The organism is Clostridium sp. LIBA-8841, from assembly GCF_034439435.1.
GTDB lineage: Bacteria > Bacillota > Clostridia > Clostridiales > Clostridiaceae > Sarcina.
Genome location: NZ_JAPCKJ010000002.1, coordinates 414,446 through 429,866, shown reverse-complemented (window position 1 = coordinate 429,866; position 15,421 = coordinate 414,446). Strand labels below are relative to the sequence as shown.

Annotated in this window: 16 protein-coding genes; 14 read left to right on the top strand and 2 right to left on the bottom strand. The window is 27.1% G+C overall.

The features are described from left to right. The first annotated feature begins 24 nt into the window (after positions 1–24). The 6 genes from OIF33_RS07615 (at position 25) to OIF33_RS07590 (ending at position 5,821) form a co-directional block, all read left to right on the top strand. On the top strand, positions 25–576 hold the full coding sequence (locus tag OIF33_RS07615) for a hypothetical protein (protein ID WP_322503631.1): 552 nt from the start codon (positions 25–27) through the stop codon (positions 574–576). 224 nt (positions 577–800) lie between these two features. Beyond that, a complete protein-coding gene (locus OIF33_RS07610) occupies positions 801–2,360 on the top strand; it encodes a YceG family protein (RefSeq protein ID WP_322503830.1) in 1,560 nt (519 codons plus the stop codon). 168 nt (positions 2,361–2,528) lie between these two features. Further along, complete coding sequence (locus OIF33_RS07605; RefSeq protein ID WP_322503630.1) at positions 2,529–3,650, top strand: toxic anion resistance protein; 1,122 nt, start codon at positions 2,529–2,531, stop codon at positions 3,648–3,650. A gap of 182 nt (positions 3,651–3,832) precedes the next feature. Beyond that, positions 3,833–4,474 (top strand): TerD family protein, encoded by a 642-nt coding sequence (locus OIF33_RS07600; protein WP_322503629.1) that lies wholly within the window; start codon positions 3,833–3,835, stop codon positions 4,472–4,474. Between the two features lie 311 nt (positions 4,475–4,785). Next, positions 4,786–5,373 (top strand): TerD family protein, encoded by a 588-nt coding sequence (locus tag OIF33_RS07595; RefSeq protein WP_322503628.1) that lies wholly within the window; start codon positions 4,786–4,788, stop codon positions 5,371–5,373. A 178-nt stretch (positions 5,374–5,551) separates the two neighbouring features. Continuing rightward, positions 5,552–5,821: a hypothetical protein gene (locus OIF33_RS07590; RefSeq protein WP_322503627.1), complete on the top strand. Its 270-nt coding sequence runs from the start codon at positions 5,552–5,554 to the stop codon at positions 5,819–5,821. Between the two features lie 85 nt (positions 5,822–5,906). On the opposite strand, the gene OIF33_RS07585 is transcribed toward OIF33_RS07590, so the two are convergent. Beyond that, a complete protein-coding gene (locus OIF33_RS07585) occupies positions 5,907–6,941 on the bottom strand; it encodes an acyltransferase family protein (protein WP_322503626.1) in 1,035 nt (344 codons plus the stop codon). A 320-nt stretch (positions 6,942–7,261) separates the two neighbouring features. On the opposite strand from OIF33_RS07585, the gene OIF33_RS07580 reads away from it, so the two are divergent. Both OIF33_RS07580 and OIF33_RS07575 read left to right on the top strand, forming a co-directional pair. Further along, positions 7,262–7,474 (top strand): hypothetical protein, encoded by a 213-nt coding sequence (locus OIF33_RS07580; protein WP_322503625.1) that lies wholly within the window; start codon positions 7,262–7,264, stop codon positions 7,472–7,474. 242 nt (positions 7,475–7,716) lie between these two features. Beyond that, positions 7,717–8,175, top strand: a complete 459-nt coding sequence (locus OIF33_RS07575) for a hypothetical protein (protein WP_322503624.1) — start codon at positions 7,717–7,719, stop codon at positions 8,173–8,175. Positions 8,176–8,307: 132 nt separating this feature from the next. Here the strand turns inward: OIF33_RS07575 and OIF33_RS07570 are convergent, their stop codons facing one another. Then, positions 8,308–8,475, bottom strand: coding sequence for a hypothetical protein (locus tag OIF33_RS07570; RefSeq protein WP_322503623.1), 168 nt, complete (start codon positions 8,473–8,475; stop codon positions 8,308–8,310). A 252-nt stretch (positions 8,476–8,727) separates the two neighbouring features. On the opposite strand from OIF33_RS07570, the gene OIF33_RS07565 reads away from it, so the two are divergent. The 6 genes from OIF33_RS07565 (at position 8,728) to hcp (ending at position 15,211) form a co-directional block, all read left to right on the top strand. Then, positions 8,728–9,183 (top strand): hypothetical protein, encoded by a 456-nt coding sequence (locus tag OIF33_RS07565; RefSeq protein ID WP_322503622.1) that lies wholly within the window; start codon positions 8,728–8,730, stop codon positions 9,181–9,183. A 730-nt stretch (positions 9,184–9,913) separates the two neighbouring features. Beyond that, entirely contained in the window at positions 9,914–10,441 is a 528-nt protein-coding gene (locus OIF33_RS07560; RefSeq protein WP_322503621.1) for a hypothetical protein, read from the top strand. A 333-nt stretch (positions 10,442–10,774) separates the two neighbouring features. Next, a complete protein-coding gene (locus tag OIF33_RS07555) occupies positions 10,775–11,239 on the top strand; it encodes a hypothetical protein (protein ID WP_322503620.1) in 465 nt (154 codons plus the stop codon). Next, on the top strand, positions 11,232–11,969 hold the full coding sequence (locus OIF33_RS07550) for a hypothetical protein (RefSeq protein ID WP_322503619.1): 738 nt from the start codon (positions 11,232–11,234) through the stop codon (positions 11,967–11,969). Before OIF33_RS07555 ends, OIF33_RS07550 begins: the two co-directional genes overlap by 8 nt. Positions 11,970–12,461: 492 nt before the next feature. Then, positions 12,462–12,698 (top strand): branched-chain amino acid ABC transporter substrate-binding protein, encoded by a 237-nt coding sequence (locus OIF33_RS07545; protein WP_322503618.1) that lies wholly within the window; start codon positions 12,462–12,464, stop codon positions 12,696–12,698. Positions 12,699–13,570: 872 nt separating this feature from the next. After that, positions 13,571–15,211 carry a hydroxylamine reductase gene (gene hcp, locus OIF33_RS07540; RefSeq protein WP_322503829.1) on the top strand — a complete coding sequence of 547 codons (1,641 nt, stop codon included), beginning with the start codon at positions 13,571–13,573 and terminating at the stop codon, positions 15,209–15,211. Positions 15,212–15,421: the final 210 nt, after the last annotated feature.

Genomic DNA, 15,421 nt, shown 5'->3' with positions numbered 1-15,421 from the left:
GGCAGTGAACAGGAGGTTAATTAAGTGAAAAAAAGTATTAAGTTTTTGATTTCAGGAGTATTTATTATAGCTTTAGCAGGAGGTTTTATGGGATGTAATAGTTCAGATAAAGCAGTAGCTAAAGGGAAAAAACTTATTGATGAAAAACAATATGAAAAGGCAGTTGTTTCTTTAGAATTAGCCTTAGATGATAATCCTAAGAATCAAGAAGTGAAAGAATTAAGAGATATGATAGAGAATTATTTAGAGGCAGAGAAGGCTTTTGAAAATGGAGATATTAGTAAAGCAGAAATTAAAATTGAAGCTATAGGAAATAAAGACGAAGCTTATGCAAGTTTCAAACAAAGCGTAGATAATCTTACTAAAAATATAGAGGGAAAAGATAAATATGATAAAGAAATAGATAGTGATATGAGCAAGTTAAATGAGTTTATAGATAATGGAAGCTATGCAGATGCTTTATTACTTGAAAAAAGCTTAGAGGGAAGACAAATGTCTGAAGCTCAGAGAGAAAGTTTTGATAAATTAAAAATAAAATTAACTTCAAAAGCTTATATAGAAAGCACAAGTAAGTAAATAGAGTTTGTTGATGATTATATTATAAGAGAGTATATCTTAGGATATGCTCTCTTATTTTGTATATTTAATTGGAATTTTATAGGGATAACAGAGAAGGCTAAAAGTTCATGGATTAAATTATTGTTAGTTTATGAAAAATTCCTAATATGTTGATTGTTGGATATAAAATAATATACAATAAAGTTACATAATTACAGAAGTATAAAAGAGGTGAAATTTTGGTGCATACTGATTTAGGACAGATAGTTTTTGGGATGTTTAAGGATAGAGTAAGTAGAGCATCTAAAAATGGAGAATTTAAACCTTGTTTTTATAGATTTATTGGAGTTTTTAATCGAGATAACTATGATAACATCTTAAAAACCCTTCAAGTTAAGTGTGAAGAGAATAAAGATATATCAATTATTTTTGATGGAAAAATTCCTTTAAGTGGAGAAATGGAGCTTATCCAGTATATTCTTAATGAGCTAAATAGAATGGATGTACAAAATCTTAAAAATGAGGAAATAAATATTTTTAATAATAGAGAAGTTAATTCAGTATTCCTAAGAGCTTTAGACTATGTGGTTTCAATTGCTCTTTCAAAGGAAAGCTTTTTTAATGATAATCTAAGAAATAACTTTATTACAAAACTAATTGTGTGGTCATACACTTATTTAAGAGAAATAGACTTCTACGGAGAGGTTAACCCTAAGTGTGTCTACTATGGAAATATTGAAAAGCATGAAATTTACTTTTTAATACTTCTTCATTTAATGAGTTTTGATGTGCTTTATATAAATCCTTTAAAAGAGGAATATTTCAATGAATTAGATAGGGATAAGCTGAGCCAAGAGATTCTTAGTAAAAGTATTTTACCAGTAGAAAGTTTTAAGGAGCGAGCAGCTAGAGGAAAGGTAATAGAGGATAATGAGACTATTACTAAGAAAATTCAAAGAGAGGTTGAAGAGGAACTATTTTCTAATACAGGCATGTTTAAGCCTTGGCAATTTAGAGATGGAAATACAGAAGTTATCTTATTAGACACAATTTTAGAAGATATATATATTTATTGGAATGAACCTTCAAAGCTTAGACATAACTTTGGAGTTAAAGGGAAAACAGTTAGAGTACCTTGTATTTTTATGAAGATAGATGGTGAGTATGAAGATACATATGAATATGTAAAACTTCTTAAACACTGTAAAAATTCACCTAATACCTTGTTCTTTAATACTGGAGAAATATCAGGAGATGGGACTGTTACAGAGGACATGTATCAACTTATGTTTTATCAACTAAGTGATGGAACATTTGATATTGAAAAAATAAAGGAGTTACCAGTTTACAGCTTTGGTAAGTATAGTGAAGAGGTTCAAAACCTACTTTTAAGTAAATTTAATGAAACATTATTAGATAAGGATCTTTTTGTAAAGAATTTTGATAGGGAAAGAAGCTTAAAGCTCTTAGTTTTAATCCTGTCCTTAAGTAAAGACATAATAAGACTGGTAGATAGCTTTGATTTCACATCTAATATCCCAAAGATAGTTATTGCCTTAAATGGAGAAGAGGAGATTTCAGAGGATGTGACAATGCTTCTTGGGTATTTACACAAGGTTGGTTTTGATATAGTTATCTTCAATCCATCAGGGCTTTTCAACATAAATAATGTAATTAAAACAGGAAAGGTTAATGTTATAAGATTAAATAGAATGAATTATAACTTAAACTTTAGGAAGCTTTTATCTTATAAGGGAAAGGAAACTAAGAAAAGCTTATTTTCTAAGCTTTTAGACTTTTAAGAAGATTTATAAAGTCATCTATTTAGGAAGTTTTATTTTAGTTAGATATTGTTAGTTAGGAATTTAGGTGTTCTTGGTGAAAGTTTAAAAGATAAAATCTAGCTTTAAAGGTAGTTAGATTAAGGGAAAAATACAGGGGATAAGCAAGAGTATGAGAGGAGAATTTTTATGATAAATATTAATAATAACATGGATTTGCAAAATAACAATATGGAGGCTTCAGAGGTGAATGCCATGGAACTTTTTGAAGAAACTAATGCCTATAAGGAGGCTTTAAGACAACTTCCAGAGGTTCAAAATTTAACTGGAGAAATAGAGGTTCAAAATCCTAACTCCATAATTAAGTTTGGGCAAAAGGCTAGTGAAGGGATTTCAAGAGTTTCAGATGAACTTTTAAATTCAATGAAGTCAGTTAAGGCTGAAGAAGCCAGTGAGATGCTTGTTCACTTAACTAAAATTATGGACAAGTTTGATATTAAAGAACTCGAAGGAAATGATAAGGATAAATCCTTCTTATCAAAGATATTTAAAGGAGCACAAACTACCATAGCTAAGCTTTTCCAAAAGTACGATACTATGGGATATGAGGTTGAGAAGGTGTATGTACTTTTAAAAAAATATGAAAGTGAAATTAGAGATTCAAACACTAAGCTTAAAAAGCTTTTTGACACAAACATGGAGTTTTATAAACTTCTTGAAAAATACATTGTTGCTGGTGAATTAGCTATAGAGGAAGTAGATTCTTATATAGAACAATTCTCTATGAACACTCAAATGAATATGGATGAAAGAAATATGATGATCCAAAAGTTAGAGCTTAGTAAGGAAATGCTATCACAACGTGTTTATGACTTGAGAGTGGCTGAAAATGTGGCTATTCAAGCAGCACCTATGATTCAAACAATTCAAATGTCAAACTTTAACCTTATGAGAAAGATAAACTCATCTTTCATAATAACTCTTCCAATATTTAAACAATGCTTAGCACAAGCTGTTATTTTAAAGAGACAGGATATTCAGGCTAAGTCAATGAAGCAGTTAGATGATAAGACAAATGAGCTTATTATGAGAAATGCATCAAATACTTCTAGACAGTCAGTTGAAATAGCTAAAATGGCTTCAGGAAGTTCAATTGCTGTGGAAAGCTTAGAGAAATCATATCAAACAATAATGAAAGGTATCGAGGATACTAAGGAAATTCAAAGAAAAAATAAGCAAGAAAGAGATGAGAACACTAAGAAGCTTGAAGCTATTAAGGCTGATGTTAAGAAAAATATATATAGTGTATAGTAAGTAAAAGGTTTTATGCTATGGAAATATTGATTTGTATTATCTTATAGTTTTAAAACAAATATTGAAAAAATTGCTTATTATAGATTTTTGAGGTAAAATAAATCTAATATTAAATGTATTTATAATAACATAATTTAATAGTGTTAAATAAATTAAAGAGAGAAATTGGAGGTTTTAATATGGCAATAAATTTAGGCGGAATGTTTGGTGGAAATAATGACTCATCAAATAACTCAAATCCTTTTAATAATGGAGTAAGTCCATTAAACTTACAAAAAAATGATATATTAGACTTAACTAAGAAAAATCCAGGACTTCAACAAGTTATATTAGGAGCTGGATGGGATGTAGCAGTAAGTGGACAAGACTTCGATTTAGATATAGCTGCATTTTTATTAAATGGAAATGGTAAAGTTGCTAACGTACCAGCTGATGTTATTTTCTTCAATAACCCACAAGGACAAGGTATTGCTTTAAGTAGTGATAATAGAAGTGGTGCTGGAAATGGCGATGATGAGAGAATAAATATAGATTTATCACAAATAAGAAGTGATGTACAAAAAATAGTTTTCTGTGTAACTATTCATAATGCACAAGAAAGAAGACAAACTTTTGGAATGGTTGATAACTCATATGTTAGAATACTGGACGCTAAAAATAATGAAAAAGAAGTTTGTAGATTTAACTTAAAAGAAGATGGTTCAACTGTAACATCAATAATATTTGCTGAATTATATAGAGACGGTTTTGACTGGCAGTTCAAAGCTCTTGGAGAAGGAAAAATAGCTGATTTAAACGGTCTTTTAGCTTTATATATGTAATAATTTAGATTAATGAAATAGTAAGAGAATATTAAGTAGAACATTATGATTTAAAGATAAGTTTGATTTTAGGATGAGGGTGATTTTTCTAGCCCTTTAGACAATTAAAGTTAAGTGGAAATTAAGTTGTAATTTAACTTTAAGATGAATAAAAAAAGTAGGTTGTTCCTTATTAGGGACAACCTATTGCATATAAAGGTAAATAAAAGGTATAAAGAGCTTATATAAGTAATTTATAAAATAATTTTTACATACAAAAGCAAAATATTTATGAAAATTTAAATGAATTTAAGAGGGTAAGGAGAATTGATATGTTAAATTTACAAAAGAATGATATATTAGATTTAACAAAAAAGAATCCAGGTCTTAATAATGTTATGTTAGGTGCTGGATGGGATGTTGCTAAGAAAAAAGGATTATTCGGCTTTGGTGGAGGGAAAGACTTTGATTTAGATCTTGTGGCTTTTCTTTTAGGCAAAGATGGGAAGTTAATAAAGGACAGCACAACCAATATAGTTTATTTTGGATGTAAAAAAGGTAAAGGAATTAATCTTCATGGAGATAACTTAACAGGTGCTGGTTCTGGAGATGATGAAAAAATTTCTGTTACATTAAACAATATCCCAATAGAGTGTGAAAAAATAGTATTTGCCATATGTATATATGATGGAAAAGAAAGAGGACAAACTTTCTCTCAAGTTAAAAATGCATATGTAAGATTACTTGATGTAGATAAAGGATACAGTGAAATCTGTAGATACAACTTAAGTGAAGATGGAACAAATGCAAGATCACTTATATTCTCAGAACTTATAAGAAATAATGGTGATTGGCAATTTAAAGCTGTTGGAGAATTAGTAGACGGTGCAATAGTAGACCTAAGAGCAAGATATAGATAAGTTCATAATTAAGTTTTTAAGTTATTAGATTTTAATAATAACTTAAGGTATATGATAAAAGACAGTGGGGAAGTGGTTTTTATAAACTACTTCCCTACGTTTATTAGTACACTATGAATACCTAAAGAATTATATTATATAAATATAATATCAAAGGGATATTATAGGGAGAGATTTTATGAAAAAAGTTAAGTTTTATAGAAAGTTATTATTTTTCCTAGGAATAAAAGAATTAACAGAAGATATTGATTTAGATTTTAATCCAAAGACAAGAATATCCTTTAGTATGACTTACCTAATAATACTTTATATACTAAATCAATATTTTTTAGAAATATTTATAAAAAATGTAAATATAGTTTTAAGGGTAATTATATTATTAGCTTCGTTAAGTGTATTTGTTGAATCTCTGTATATGATAACTATGAAACAGTATAATAGTAAGTAGATGTGTAAGATATTTTCTTAGATAAAAAAGTTATTAAAAATAATTAAAGCAAAAAATAAAGAGGATAAAATAAATATTTACCCTCTTAATCCTTTATAAATAATAAGTTGTTAATTTTATTTAAGAACTTAGTGAAAATTCTAGCTACTTTATCTCTAGAAAGAATAAAAGTAACTATTAAAGAGCCTAGTATCAAAGCAAAAAGCTTTCCGGAGTTACTAGACATTAAAGTTGTTAATCCTAAAATGCTACCTATAAAGTAAGTATGTAGGAAATATACTGCAAGAGTATTTTTACCTATTTTTGATAAGAATGTTGCCCTTTCAGACATTAAGTTTATGAAAACATAGACGAAAGCAAATCCTATAATATAAACTGAAATATAAAGCAGTACGGCAGTAATTAGATTCATATTAAAACTATGATATGATCTATCCGCCCAGAAAAACTCATCAGGAATATTTGTAAACCTAACAAATACAAAAGCTATTAGAATTCCCACGGCTACAATAAGCAGTGCAGGCACCTTATTTAAAAATCTAAATTTTATAAATCTCTTAAGCTTTTTTAGTCTTTCCTCACTAGAGTAATATCCAGCTAAGAAAAAAGGTGCAAAGGTAATAGTTCTAGAAAGAGCCATATAAGCTCCAAACTCACCAGATAGTTTTACAACTATACCAACAATAATACTAAGAATAAATACATTTTTAAATTTCAAAAGGTCTGGCAAGAAAATCTTCCATAAAAACATAGCGAATATATACCATAATGCCCATCCAGGAGTAAAAAAAGAAAATGCCTGTGCATTAGGAGGTTCAATAAATCTACCATGCAAAAATAATGAACCAATTAACTCAAGTATATTCCATATTATATTAAAGAGTAAAAATGGTATAAGAAAGTTCCTAACAGCATTCTTACGTCCTTTTTCCACATTCTTAGAAAGATAGCCTGAAATAAAAACAAATACAGGCATATGAAACTCATATATAAAAACATATAAAAATCTTGCTAGCTCATAATCCTTTCTAATAAATTCTAAGCTGTGTCCCAAAACAACCAAAAATATTAGAAGTCCTTTACTATTGTCAATTAAGTAATTTCTAGTCCGTGTTTCCAAGTAATCCACTTCCTTAAATAAGAATTTGAATACCTTTACTATAATATTTTAGTATAGTGAGAAGTATAAATTTTATAACAGATTAATTATATCATTAAATACTTTATATGAATTAAAAATATTCTTATAAAAGTATTAAATTTGTAGTGATAATATATCAAAAAATATAAGAGATATATTTTTATAGTATTAAATAGAAAAATACATGCAAATATAGAAATAGCCTTTAGTTAATATTAATGTAGGCTGATATAATTAATTAAAATTCACAAATTAAGCAAGGGATCATGTTAGATCAAACATGATCCCTTGCTTAATTTGTGAATAAAAATGATAATATTTTAAATGTTTTAGAGTTAAGAAAGCTTTTAGCTAATAGAGGAAGGTTTAAAGTATCTAAAAATCTAAATTATAATGGAGATAATGATGGGAATTTAGAAGAGTTAAGAACATACTTTTTAAAGAATTTATTTTATCTTCAATTTAAGGAGGTTCAAGCTTTAAATCAGAAGAGTCAGAAGAATATAGCTTAATAAGACTTGTACCAAAGGGATATGATGTTAAAAAGTCAGCCTTAGTACATATAGATTAAATGGGTGAATTCATTGAAGATAAGTAAGAGTCAGAAAACTGGAAAAATAATATATTTAAGTAGAGAAATTTTAGAGAAAACACCTATTAAACGTATTGCAAAGAATTGTAATATATAAACAAAAATGTTATAAAATATGCTATTATATATTTATAATAAACATTTCATAGAAAGGTATTTAAAATGAAGAAAACTATAGTAGCCATAGTGGTGTTATTAGTAACATTACTTGGATTTTTAGGAACAAAGTTTTCTACAAAGGATGATCTTCACTCTGATGTTTCATTAAAAGAAGCATCTATATATTCAGAGGAATCAGAAGTAATATATTCAGTTGAGGGTGACTATAAAGAGGGAAGAAGTTATGCACTAGAGCTATCTCTTAATATTCCTTTAGGAGATGGTACATATACGAAAAGAGTGTTTAAAAGAGATGAACTTAAAGCTACTAAAGATACAAAAATACTTTCAGATAGAGTATCAATTGAAGAAATAGAAGATGTTCTTTCAAGTAGTGAAATTTATAAGGGTCTTAAGGATTCAATTGGAGATTGGGGAGAGCTAGAATATACCATTGCTGTATACAATAGTGAGAATCGTGTGTTAGGAAGTAAATCAGAAATTAATAAAAAGCTTAACTAATTAAAATAAAACACAAGAATATTTCTTGTGTTTTATTTATGTATGATTTAACCTAGTATTGATTTTTAGATAAATTCTTAAGTTAGGTTTTAATGCTAGTAAAATTAACATTTATATAAAATATAACCTATTTTACAAGTTTCTAACCTTTCTATGACCACAAGCAGGGCATTTGAAAACAAGTTTATTTTCTTCATCATAGTCATAAGCAAACTTATTTTCTTCCATTTCTTCACCACAGATTTCACAAAAATCTTTTTCTATTTTTATATTAGCTTTATTTAAATCTTTTCTATTCATAATAAATTCTCCTTTAGTTTCAAATCAAGTGATTATTTCAATATAAGATTTCTTTAGTGATATAATTAACATCTTCTAAAATTTAATGATCTATTATATATATTAAAACAGTATTTTAATATTATTTCTACTTAAATTGTAAATTTTTTATAGTATCTATTTTAAATAATATATAATAAAATATATATGGTAAAATAAGGGATATATATAATTTTAACTATATATAAATCTTTCTAATAGGGGGATAGGTATTTGATTAAAGAAGAGGTAAATTTAAAACTAAAGAATCAGAGAATTATGTATATATTATTATTGATAATTGCTATATTTGTAATTTTTTATCAGAAAAATGAGATTAATAGTTATAAGAAATCTCTAACTATATCTTTAGAAGAAAATATGGATGTAATTATAAGAGAATCACTTAATTTAAGAGATGACGAGGTCTACAATAAGGTGCAAGGACATATTAAAGCAGCTGTAGTAGCTAGTAAGGGATTAGAAAAGAGTGAGTGGTTATATGGAGATGGATATGAATGGAGTTTAAGGGGCTTATTTTATGAATTTGAACATATGATGAATGATAGCAAAGAAAGAGCCTGTATATTCTTTGAGAAGGAAGAGGTACAAGAACTATTAAGTAAAATATCATGTAACTTGGAAGATAGAACTTCTATTAATAAACTTATTAAGTTAGTAGGGTATTAGTATATTTAAAAATATATTGTTTGAAAGTGTTATTAATCTAGTAAAGAATATAAGTTTATTTACTTAATAAATATGATGGAATAATAGAAAAAACAATAATATTTATTAATATTAGAAACTTTATAATGATATAATATATATATAGAATGAAATCTGTTTTTAGTTCATTTTTATTTAATTGATAGTAGGACTTGTGTAATTACCATTTCATAGGGTCAATTTATAGAGAGAGTAGCCATTTAAATAAAGTAGACTAAACTTAGAATGTTCTTTTGGTTAAGTAAATATTAAGGACTAGCTAAAAGTTAAAATTAGCTTAATTACAATAATATTTAGGAATAAATTTTATTAAAAAATTATTCAATAAATAGAGAACTTTAGTATAAAATAAATATTTAAAAGTTATAAGAACGTAGTGTTATAAAGAACTGGTAGCCTTTTACTATTTATGCTATTATATAAAATGTGATAACAAAATGTTAACAATTATTTATATAGAGAAGTATTTTTGTTATTGCATTTAAGTTTTAGATTAGATTCTTAAGTTTTTTGCTTTTGCAGAGTTCTAAATTCATATTTAAATTCGAAGCTTAACTTAAAAATTAGCCAAATTTTAATACAGTTTTTTAATATTGTGTTTATAAGCTTAAATAAGCTAGTACAAATTAATTTATAACTAAAGTTTTAATAGATTAAAAATAATAATATTTCTAGATGAAGGAGAACAGGAATGGGAGTTACTACATATAAGACAAAGAACGGAAATTTTGTAATTGATTCTAAGAAACTTAATGAGAAGGTTACTGAGGTTTATAAAACTTATGGATTTGATCTTAATTTATATGAGTTTGAAGATGAAGTGGACAAGGTTTTTTATCTTAGATATGCGGTTATGAAGTTGAAAGAAGAGTTAGTAGGAAAAAGAAAGAAATCCGAAAAGGAAAAGTTGGCTGAAAACTGGTATGATGTAATGTGTGAAAAATTTGGAGTTGATTGGGATAAGGAAAATGCTTGGTGTAAGTATATTTCTGAGAAATATATAATAGCAGAGATTACTCCAGAGGGAAAAGAGATTCCGGAAGCTTGTTATGATACAAAGGTTGAGGCAATTATGGAGTTTCTTAAAATGGGAGCTTGTGATAATCTTAAGGTTTTTAGAGGAACTACAGTGTGCAAAGATATTTGTGGAGAAGAGGTTTTAATTGCACTTAAGAGAAAAGATGATTATGTATTTCCACCTTTTCGTGAAGGCTTTTAATATATTTAAATAGTTGAGAAGTAATAAAGCTTATAAATATGTCATAGAAGAATTCTCTTTTTGTAATATTTATAAGTTTTTTATTTTGTTTTGAAAATTTAATTATTAATAGCTTAAAAAATAGAAATTTTATACTTAAAAAATTAAAAGTAGAGAAAGTGCTTTACTTTTTCTAGACGAAAAAATAATTAAGCAATATATGAAATAAAGTAAGGTAATACTTAAATATATAAAGAAAATAATTTCTAAATATAGGATTATTTTTATATTTAAGTAATATTAAGTTATTGAATTTAATATATTTACATGGGAGTAATTTTTAAGGATAGAAAAATGAATTGGATTAAAATTAAGTCTTTAGATGAGTTAAAGGAGCTTGGAACTTTTAAGACGGTTAAAAATAAAATACAAGAAGATGCTGGTCCTTTAGTTAATATGAAATGTAGAGGATGGAATGATCTTTATAATAAAGTTGTTAGTTATAAAGATGTTTTAGAGAAGGCTAAGGAACTTTTACCAAAGCCAGAACCAGAGGTTCATGAAATATCAGAAATTCCTACAACATATTTCTCAAGTTTAAGCAATGAGTATATTTTTTATCTTTTAGAACTTGATGGAGATATAAGATCTAAAAAGCTAGGAATTACTAAGGCTCATTATAGTAATAAGACTAGAGCTAGAAATTGGATGAATAAGATTGCTAAATGTATTCATCCAGATCAATGTAATCATCCAAAGGCAGATAAAGCTATGGCAAAACTAAATGCCATTTATAAGAATATGGTGAAGAATGGCTAATAAAAGCGAAAGTGATTGTAAAGCTCTAGAAATTTTTAAGTATAGTGGTAATGACTTTGATTTTAAAGAGCCTGAAAGAAATGAGGAGCTTTCTTCCAAGGTACACAAGGAAATTGATAATGCCTGGAAGGGCTCTTCTTTTTTAGATAATAAGGGATGGGTTTGGATTAGAGAGGATAGATTACATTCAATCTTAAGGACAACAAAGGGAAATGCAGCATATCTTTTAGATAAGATATATGATAAATATAAAATGAATATTGGAAATACAACCTACGTTAGAGGTTTTGAAATAGTTAAACTTATATATAAAAGAATTGAGGAGAGTGGAGCAGGAAAAACTGAGAAATATCTTGCTCTTTCTCAGAAGTATTATGATGCCATAACAAATAGTGATAAGGCTAGAATATTAAGGCTTGAATATGGAAGAGATATGGTTGAAATTAGAAAAGCCTTAAAGAAAAAAAGAAAGAATAAATATAAAATAGATGCTGATGAATTAACTCTAGAGCCTTTAAAATTTAAAACAGCTGAATTTTCACATATAAGAAGTGTTTCTTTATATCCTGAAAGTGCAGGAAACTTTGAAAATGGACTTTTAGTAAATAAGGAAACTCATAAATTAATAACTGAAAAATCCATAAATGATGAGGACGAACTTTTTGAATTATGTGAAAAAATGAAATGGAGCGTAGCATGGTATGACCCTTATAAAGAGCAATTTAATTAGACTATGATAGAATAACGGTTAAAATTTAATTTTAGGACTTTATTTTAAGTTAAAGTTGATTTTTATATGAGAAAATAGAAAGAATTATTCTTATATAAAAAATTAAAAAGAACTTAAAATATGGTCCTATTTTTTTGACATTATTTAAGTTAATTTACATAAAATTGTTTATAAAAAATTCATAGAAAATGTTTACATAATAAGGCGGTAGTAGTATAATAAAGGTGGCAAGAAAAGAGAGATTACTAGAAAAAACAAGGCTTAAGCCTTTAGTTATATAAACTTAAAAGTGGTTTATTTTTTGTGATTTTTGTAAGTGTTTCTTGATAGCCTAAAAGTTTTAGTTTTGCTTTTCCCATAGTAAACTCTTTTCTTGTTAAAGTATACTATGGTGGTATAGAATTGTGGAAACTTTATTTATTTTAAAGACTTTGTATTTTAACATGATTCACTTTGTAAGGAATTTATGATTATTATAAGGGGTGTTGCATTATGTTATACAAAAGTAATGAAAGAATAAAAATAACTTTAAATGAAGACTTTCTAAGTAGAGTTGATTTTATGAGAGCGGTTGTTAGATATTTGACTAGACATAATAAAGAGTGTAAAATTTTAGATCTTTATTATTTAAGTATTAATAATAGAAAGTATTATTTAAGAGATCAAAACCTAACACCAGAAGGTGCAAAATTTATTCGAAACGCAATTTTAATTCCTGTAGAGGAATAGAAAAGTGATTTTGTAGGTATAGTAGATATATTTGAAAGATTAAGAGTCTTCTTTTCTTAGGAGAGTCTTAATCTTTTTTTGATGTAGAAATTTAGTCGAAGTTTATATAAAAATCAAATGATAGCTTATTTAAAAAGATAATAAAAAGTGAGGAATGAATCCTCACTTTTTAATGGTGACATAATGTAAATTAAAAAGTAAGTTTTGAAATGAGGTTACTAAAATAGTCATATAGGCTAATACATAATTTAACTAAAGGAAAATTAAAGTTTAAGTAAGCTTTTTCTGTATGGAATTAAAAAACAAAGTAGACATTAATAGCTAAAACAAAAAAGTGTTTAGAAAAAACATACAATAGCAAAACAAGGAGGTGTTTATGTATAAGCCTATATAATTATTAATATGATAATTTACAATTTTGGTGAATAGATTAAAGACTTATTATTTTAATAACTTTATATTATGAAAGTGTTTTCTGTGTTAAAAGGCTTTAATTAGAAATTAAAGCCTTTTAGTGGTTTATAGAGAAAATTTAAGTTTTAAAAATTAAAAAATAAGTATAGTGTATTGGTATAAAAGGTTTTATTAAAATTTAATAGAATATTCCTGTAAACTTGAATTAAGTTTGACTTTATTTCGCATAATAATAAATAAATAAATAAATAAAGTTTTCAATTTTTATTTTAAAGATATAAAAATTATAAGTATATAGGAAAGATTTATATTAAGATTTTTTAAAGTTAATTTTTAAAATTTATCTATTTTACTGTTTTTAATAATTTATGGTTTAACTTAGATTGTTAAGGAGATAAGTATTAATTAGATTAAGGCAAATATTATTTTAAGGAGGAATTATTTTGAAAGATTCATTAATGTTTTGTTATCAGTGTGAACAAACAATGGGAGGAAAAGGGTGTACTAAGATGGGGGTCTGCGGCAAAACTCCTGAAATAGCTAATCTTCAAGATTTGATTATTTATCAACTAAAAGGTATATCTTGCTATGCAAAGGCTCTTCTTGATAAGGGAGAAGATATTGATGAAGAGGTAGTTAAATTGGTTGAAAATGGTCTTTTCACAACTCTTACTAACGTAAACTTCGATCCAGAAGCTCATGTTAAACTTCTCTTAGAATCTCAAAGAATAAAAGAAGAACTTAGAGAGAAGGCACCAGAAGGTGATTATCCAGACCATGCTACATATAATTTAAGTGAAACGAAGGAAGAAATGTTAAATGATGCTGTTAAAGCAGGAATAATGTATGATGATAGTTTAGATCAAGATATAAGATCCTTAAGATCAACAATTTTATATGGATTAAAAGGAATATCAGCTTATGGACATCAAGCTAGATTTATAAATTTTCGTGATAAAGAGGTGGATAACTTTTATTTCATAGCTTTAGAAGCCACAACTAATGATAAATTAACTGTAGATGATTTAATAGCATTAACTATGAAAACTGGAAATGCAGCAATTGCAGTTGTGAAGCTATTAGATGATGCAAATACAAGTAAATATAATCATCCAACACCTCATAAGGTAAACATAACTCTTAAAAAAGGACCTTTTATCATAATTTCAGGTCATGATTTGAGAGATTTAGAAATGTTATTAGAACAAAGTGAAGGTATGGGAGTTAATATATATACTCATGGAGAGATGCTGCCAGCTCATGGGTATGAAGGTCTTAAAAAATATAAGCATTTAGCAGGAAACTTTGGTTCAGCTTGGCAAAATCAACAAAAAGAGTTTGATAATATTCCAGGATGTATTTTAATGACAACAAACTGTTTAATGCAACCTAGAGAAAGTTATAAGGATAGAATATATAGTACCAGCGTAGTAGGATGGGAAGGAATAAAATACATAGAAGCTGATGAAGATGGATATAAAGATTTTTCAGAAATAATAAATCAAGCTATTGAACTTGGAGGGTATGATGAGGATGAAGAATGTAAAGAAATTCTAGTTGGCTTTGGCCATAAGGCAACATTAAGTCATGCCGAAGAAATCATTTCAGCTGTTAATGATGGAAAGATAAAGCATTTCTTTGTAATAGGTGGATGTGATGGAGCAAGACCAGGAAGGAATTATTATACAGACTTTGCTAAAGAGGTTCCTAAGGATTGTATAATTCTAACTCTTGCCTGTGGAAAATATAGGTTTAATAAGTTGGAATTTGGAGAAGTAGCAGGACTTCCTAGATTACTTGATATAGGTCAATGTAATGATGTATATTCAGCAGTTAAAATAGCAATAGCTTTGGCTGATGCTTTTGATACTAATGTTAATGCCTTACCTCTTAGTATAATTCTTTCATGGTATGAACAAAAGGCAGTAGCGGATTTATTAGCATTGTTAGCACTTGGAATAAAGGGAATTTATTTAGGACCATCCTTGCCAGCCTTTTTGTCACCAAATGTGCTTCAGTATTTAGTTGATAACTTTGATATTAAACCAATAAGCACTCCAGAAGATGATCTTAAAAACTGTTTGCAACAAAGAGTATAATAATAAAGATATATTTTTTCTAAGGTAAGATATACAAAAGAGAAGAGGTTTAGGCTTCTTCTTATTTTTTTAGACAAAAAATAAGAGAAAGAGGGTACTTTCTCTTATTTTAATCTTAATTTATAAAGCAAGACCTAAGTTAAATATGTAGGTTTATGCTCTATTTCTTCTTTTGATTAAGATTTAGATTAGTTTAAAGGAGATTTTAGG

Bases quoted from the DNA above. Each gene is read 5' to 3' on its own strand.
- OIF33_RS07595 (WP_322503628.1), top strand. From the start codon at position 4,786: ATGTTAAATTTACAAAAGAATGATATATTAGATTTAACAAAAAAGAAT.
- OIF33_RS07545 (WP_322503618.1), top strand. From the start codon at position 12,462: ATGTTATACAAAAGTAATGAAAGAATAAAAATAACTTTAAATGAAGAC.
- hcp (WP_322503829.1), top strand. From the start codon at position 13,571: ATGTTTTGTTATCAGTGTGAACAAACAATGGGAGGAAAAGGGTGTACT.
- OIF33_RS07605 (WP_322503630.1), top strand. From the start codon at position 2,529: ATGATAAATATTAATAATAACATGGATTTGCAAAATAACAATATGGAG.
- OIF33_RS07590 (WP_322503627.1), top strand. From the start codon at position 5,552: ATGAAAAAAGTTAAGTTTTATAGAAAGTTATTATTTTTCCTAGGAATA.
- OIF33_RS07600 (WP_322503629.1), top strand. From the start codon at position 3,833: ATGGCAATAAATTTAGGCGGAATGTTTGGTGGAAATAATGACTCATCA.
- OIF33_RS07550 (WP_322503619.1), top strand. From the start codon at position 11,232: ATGGCTAATAAAAGCGAAAGTGATTGTAAAGCTCTAGAAATTTTTAAG.
- OIF33_RS07555 (WP_322503620.1), top strand. From the start codon at position 10,775: ATGAATTGGATTAAAATTAAGTCTTTAGATGAGTTAAAGGAGCTTGGA.
- OIF33_RS07570 (WP_322503623.1), bottom strand. From the start codon at position 8,475: ATGAATAGAAAAGATTTAAATAAAGCTAATATAAAAATAGAAAAAGAT.
- OIF33_RS07575 (WP_322503624.1), top strand. From the start codon at position 7,717: ATGAAGAAAACTATAGTAGCCATAGTGGTGTTATTAGTAACATTACTT.
- OIF33_RS07560 (WP_322503621.1), top strand. From the start codon at position 9,914: ATGGGAGTTACTACATATAAGACAAAGAACGGAAATTTTGTAATTGAT.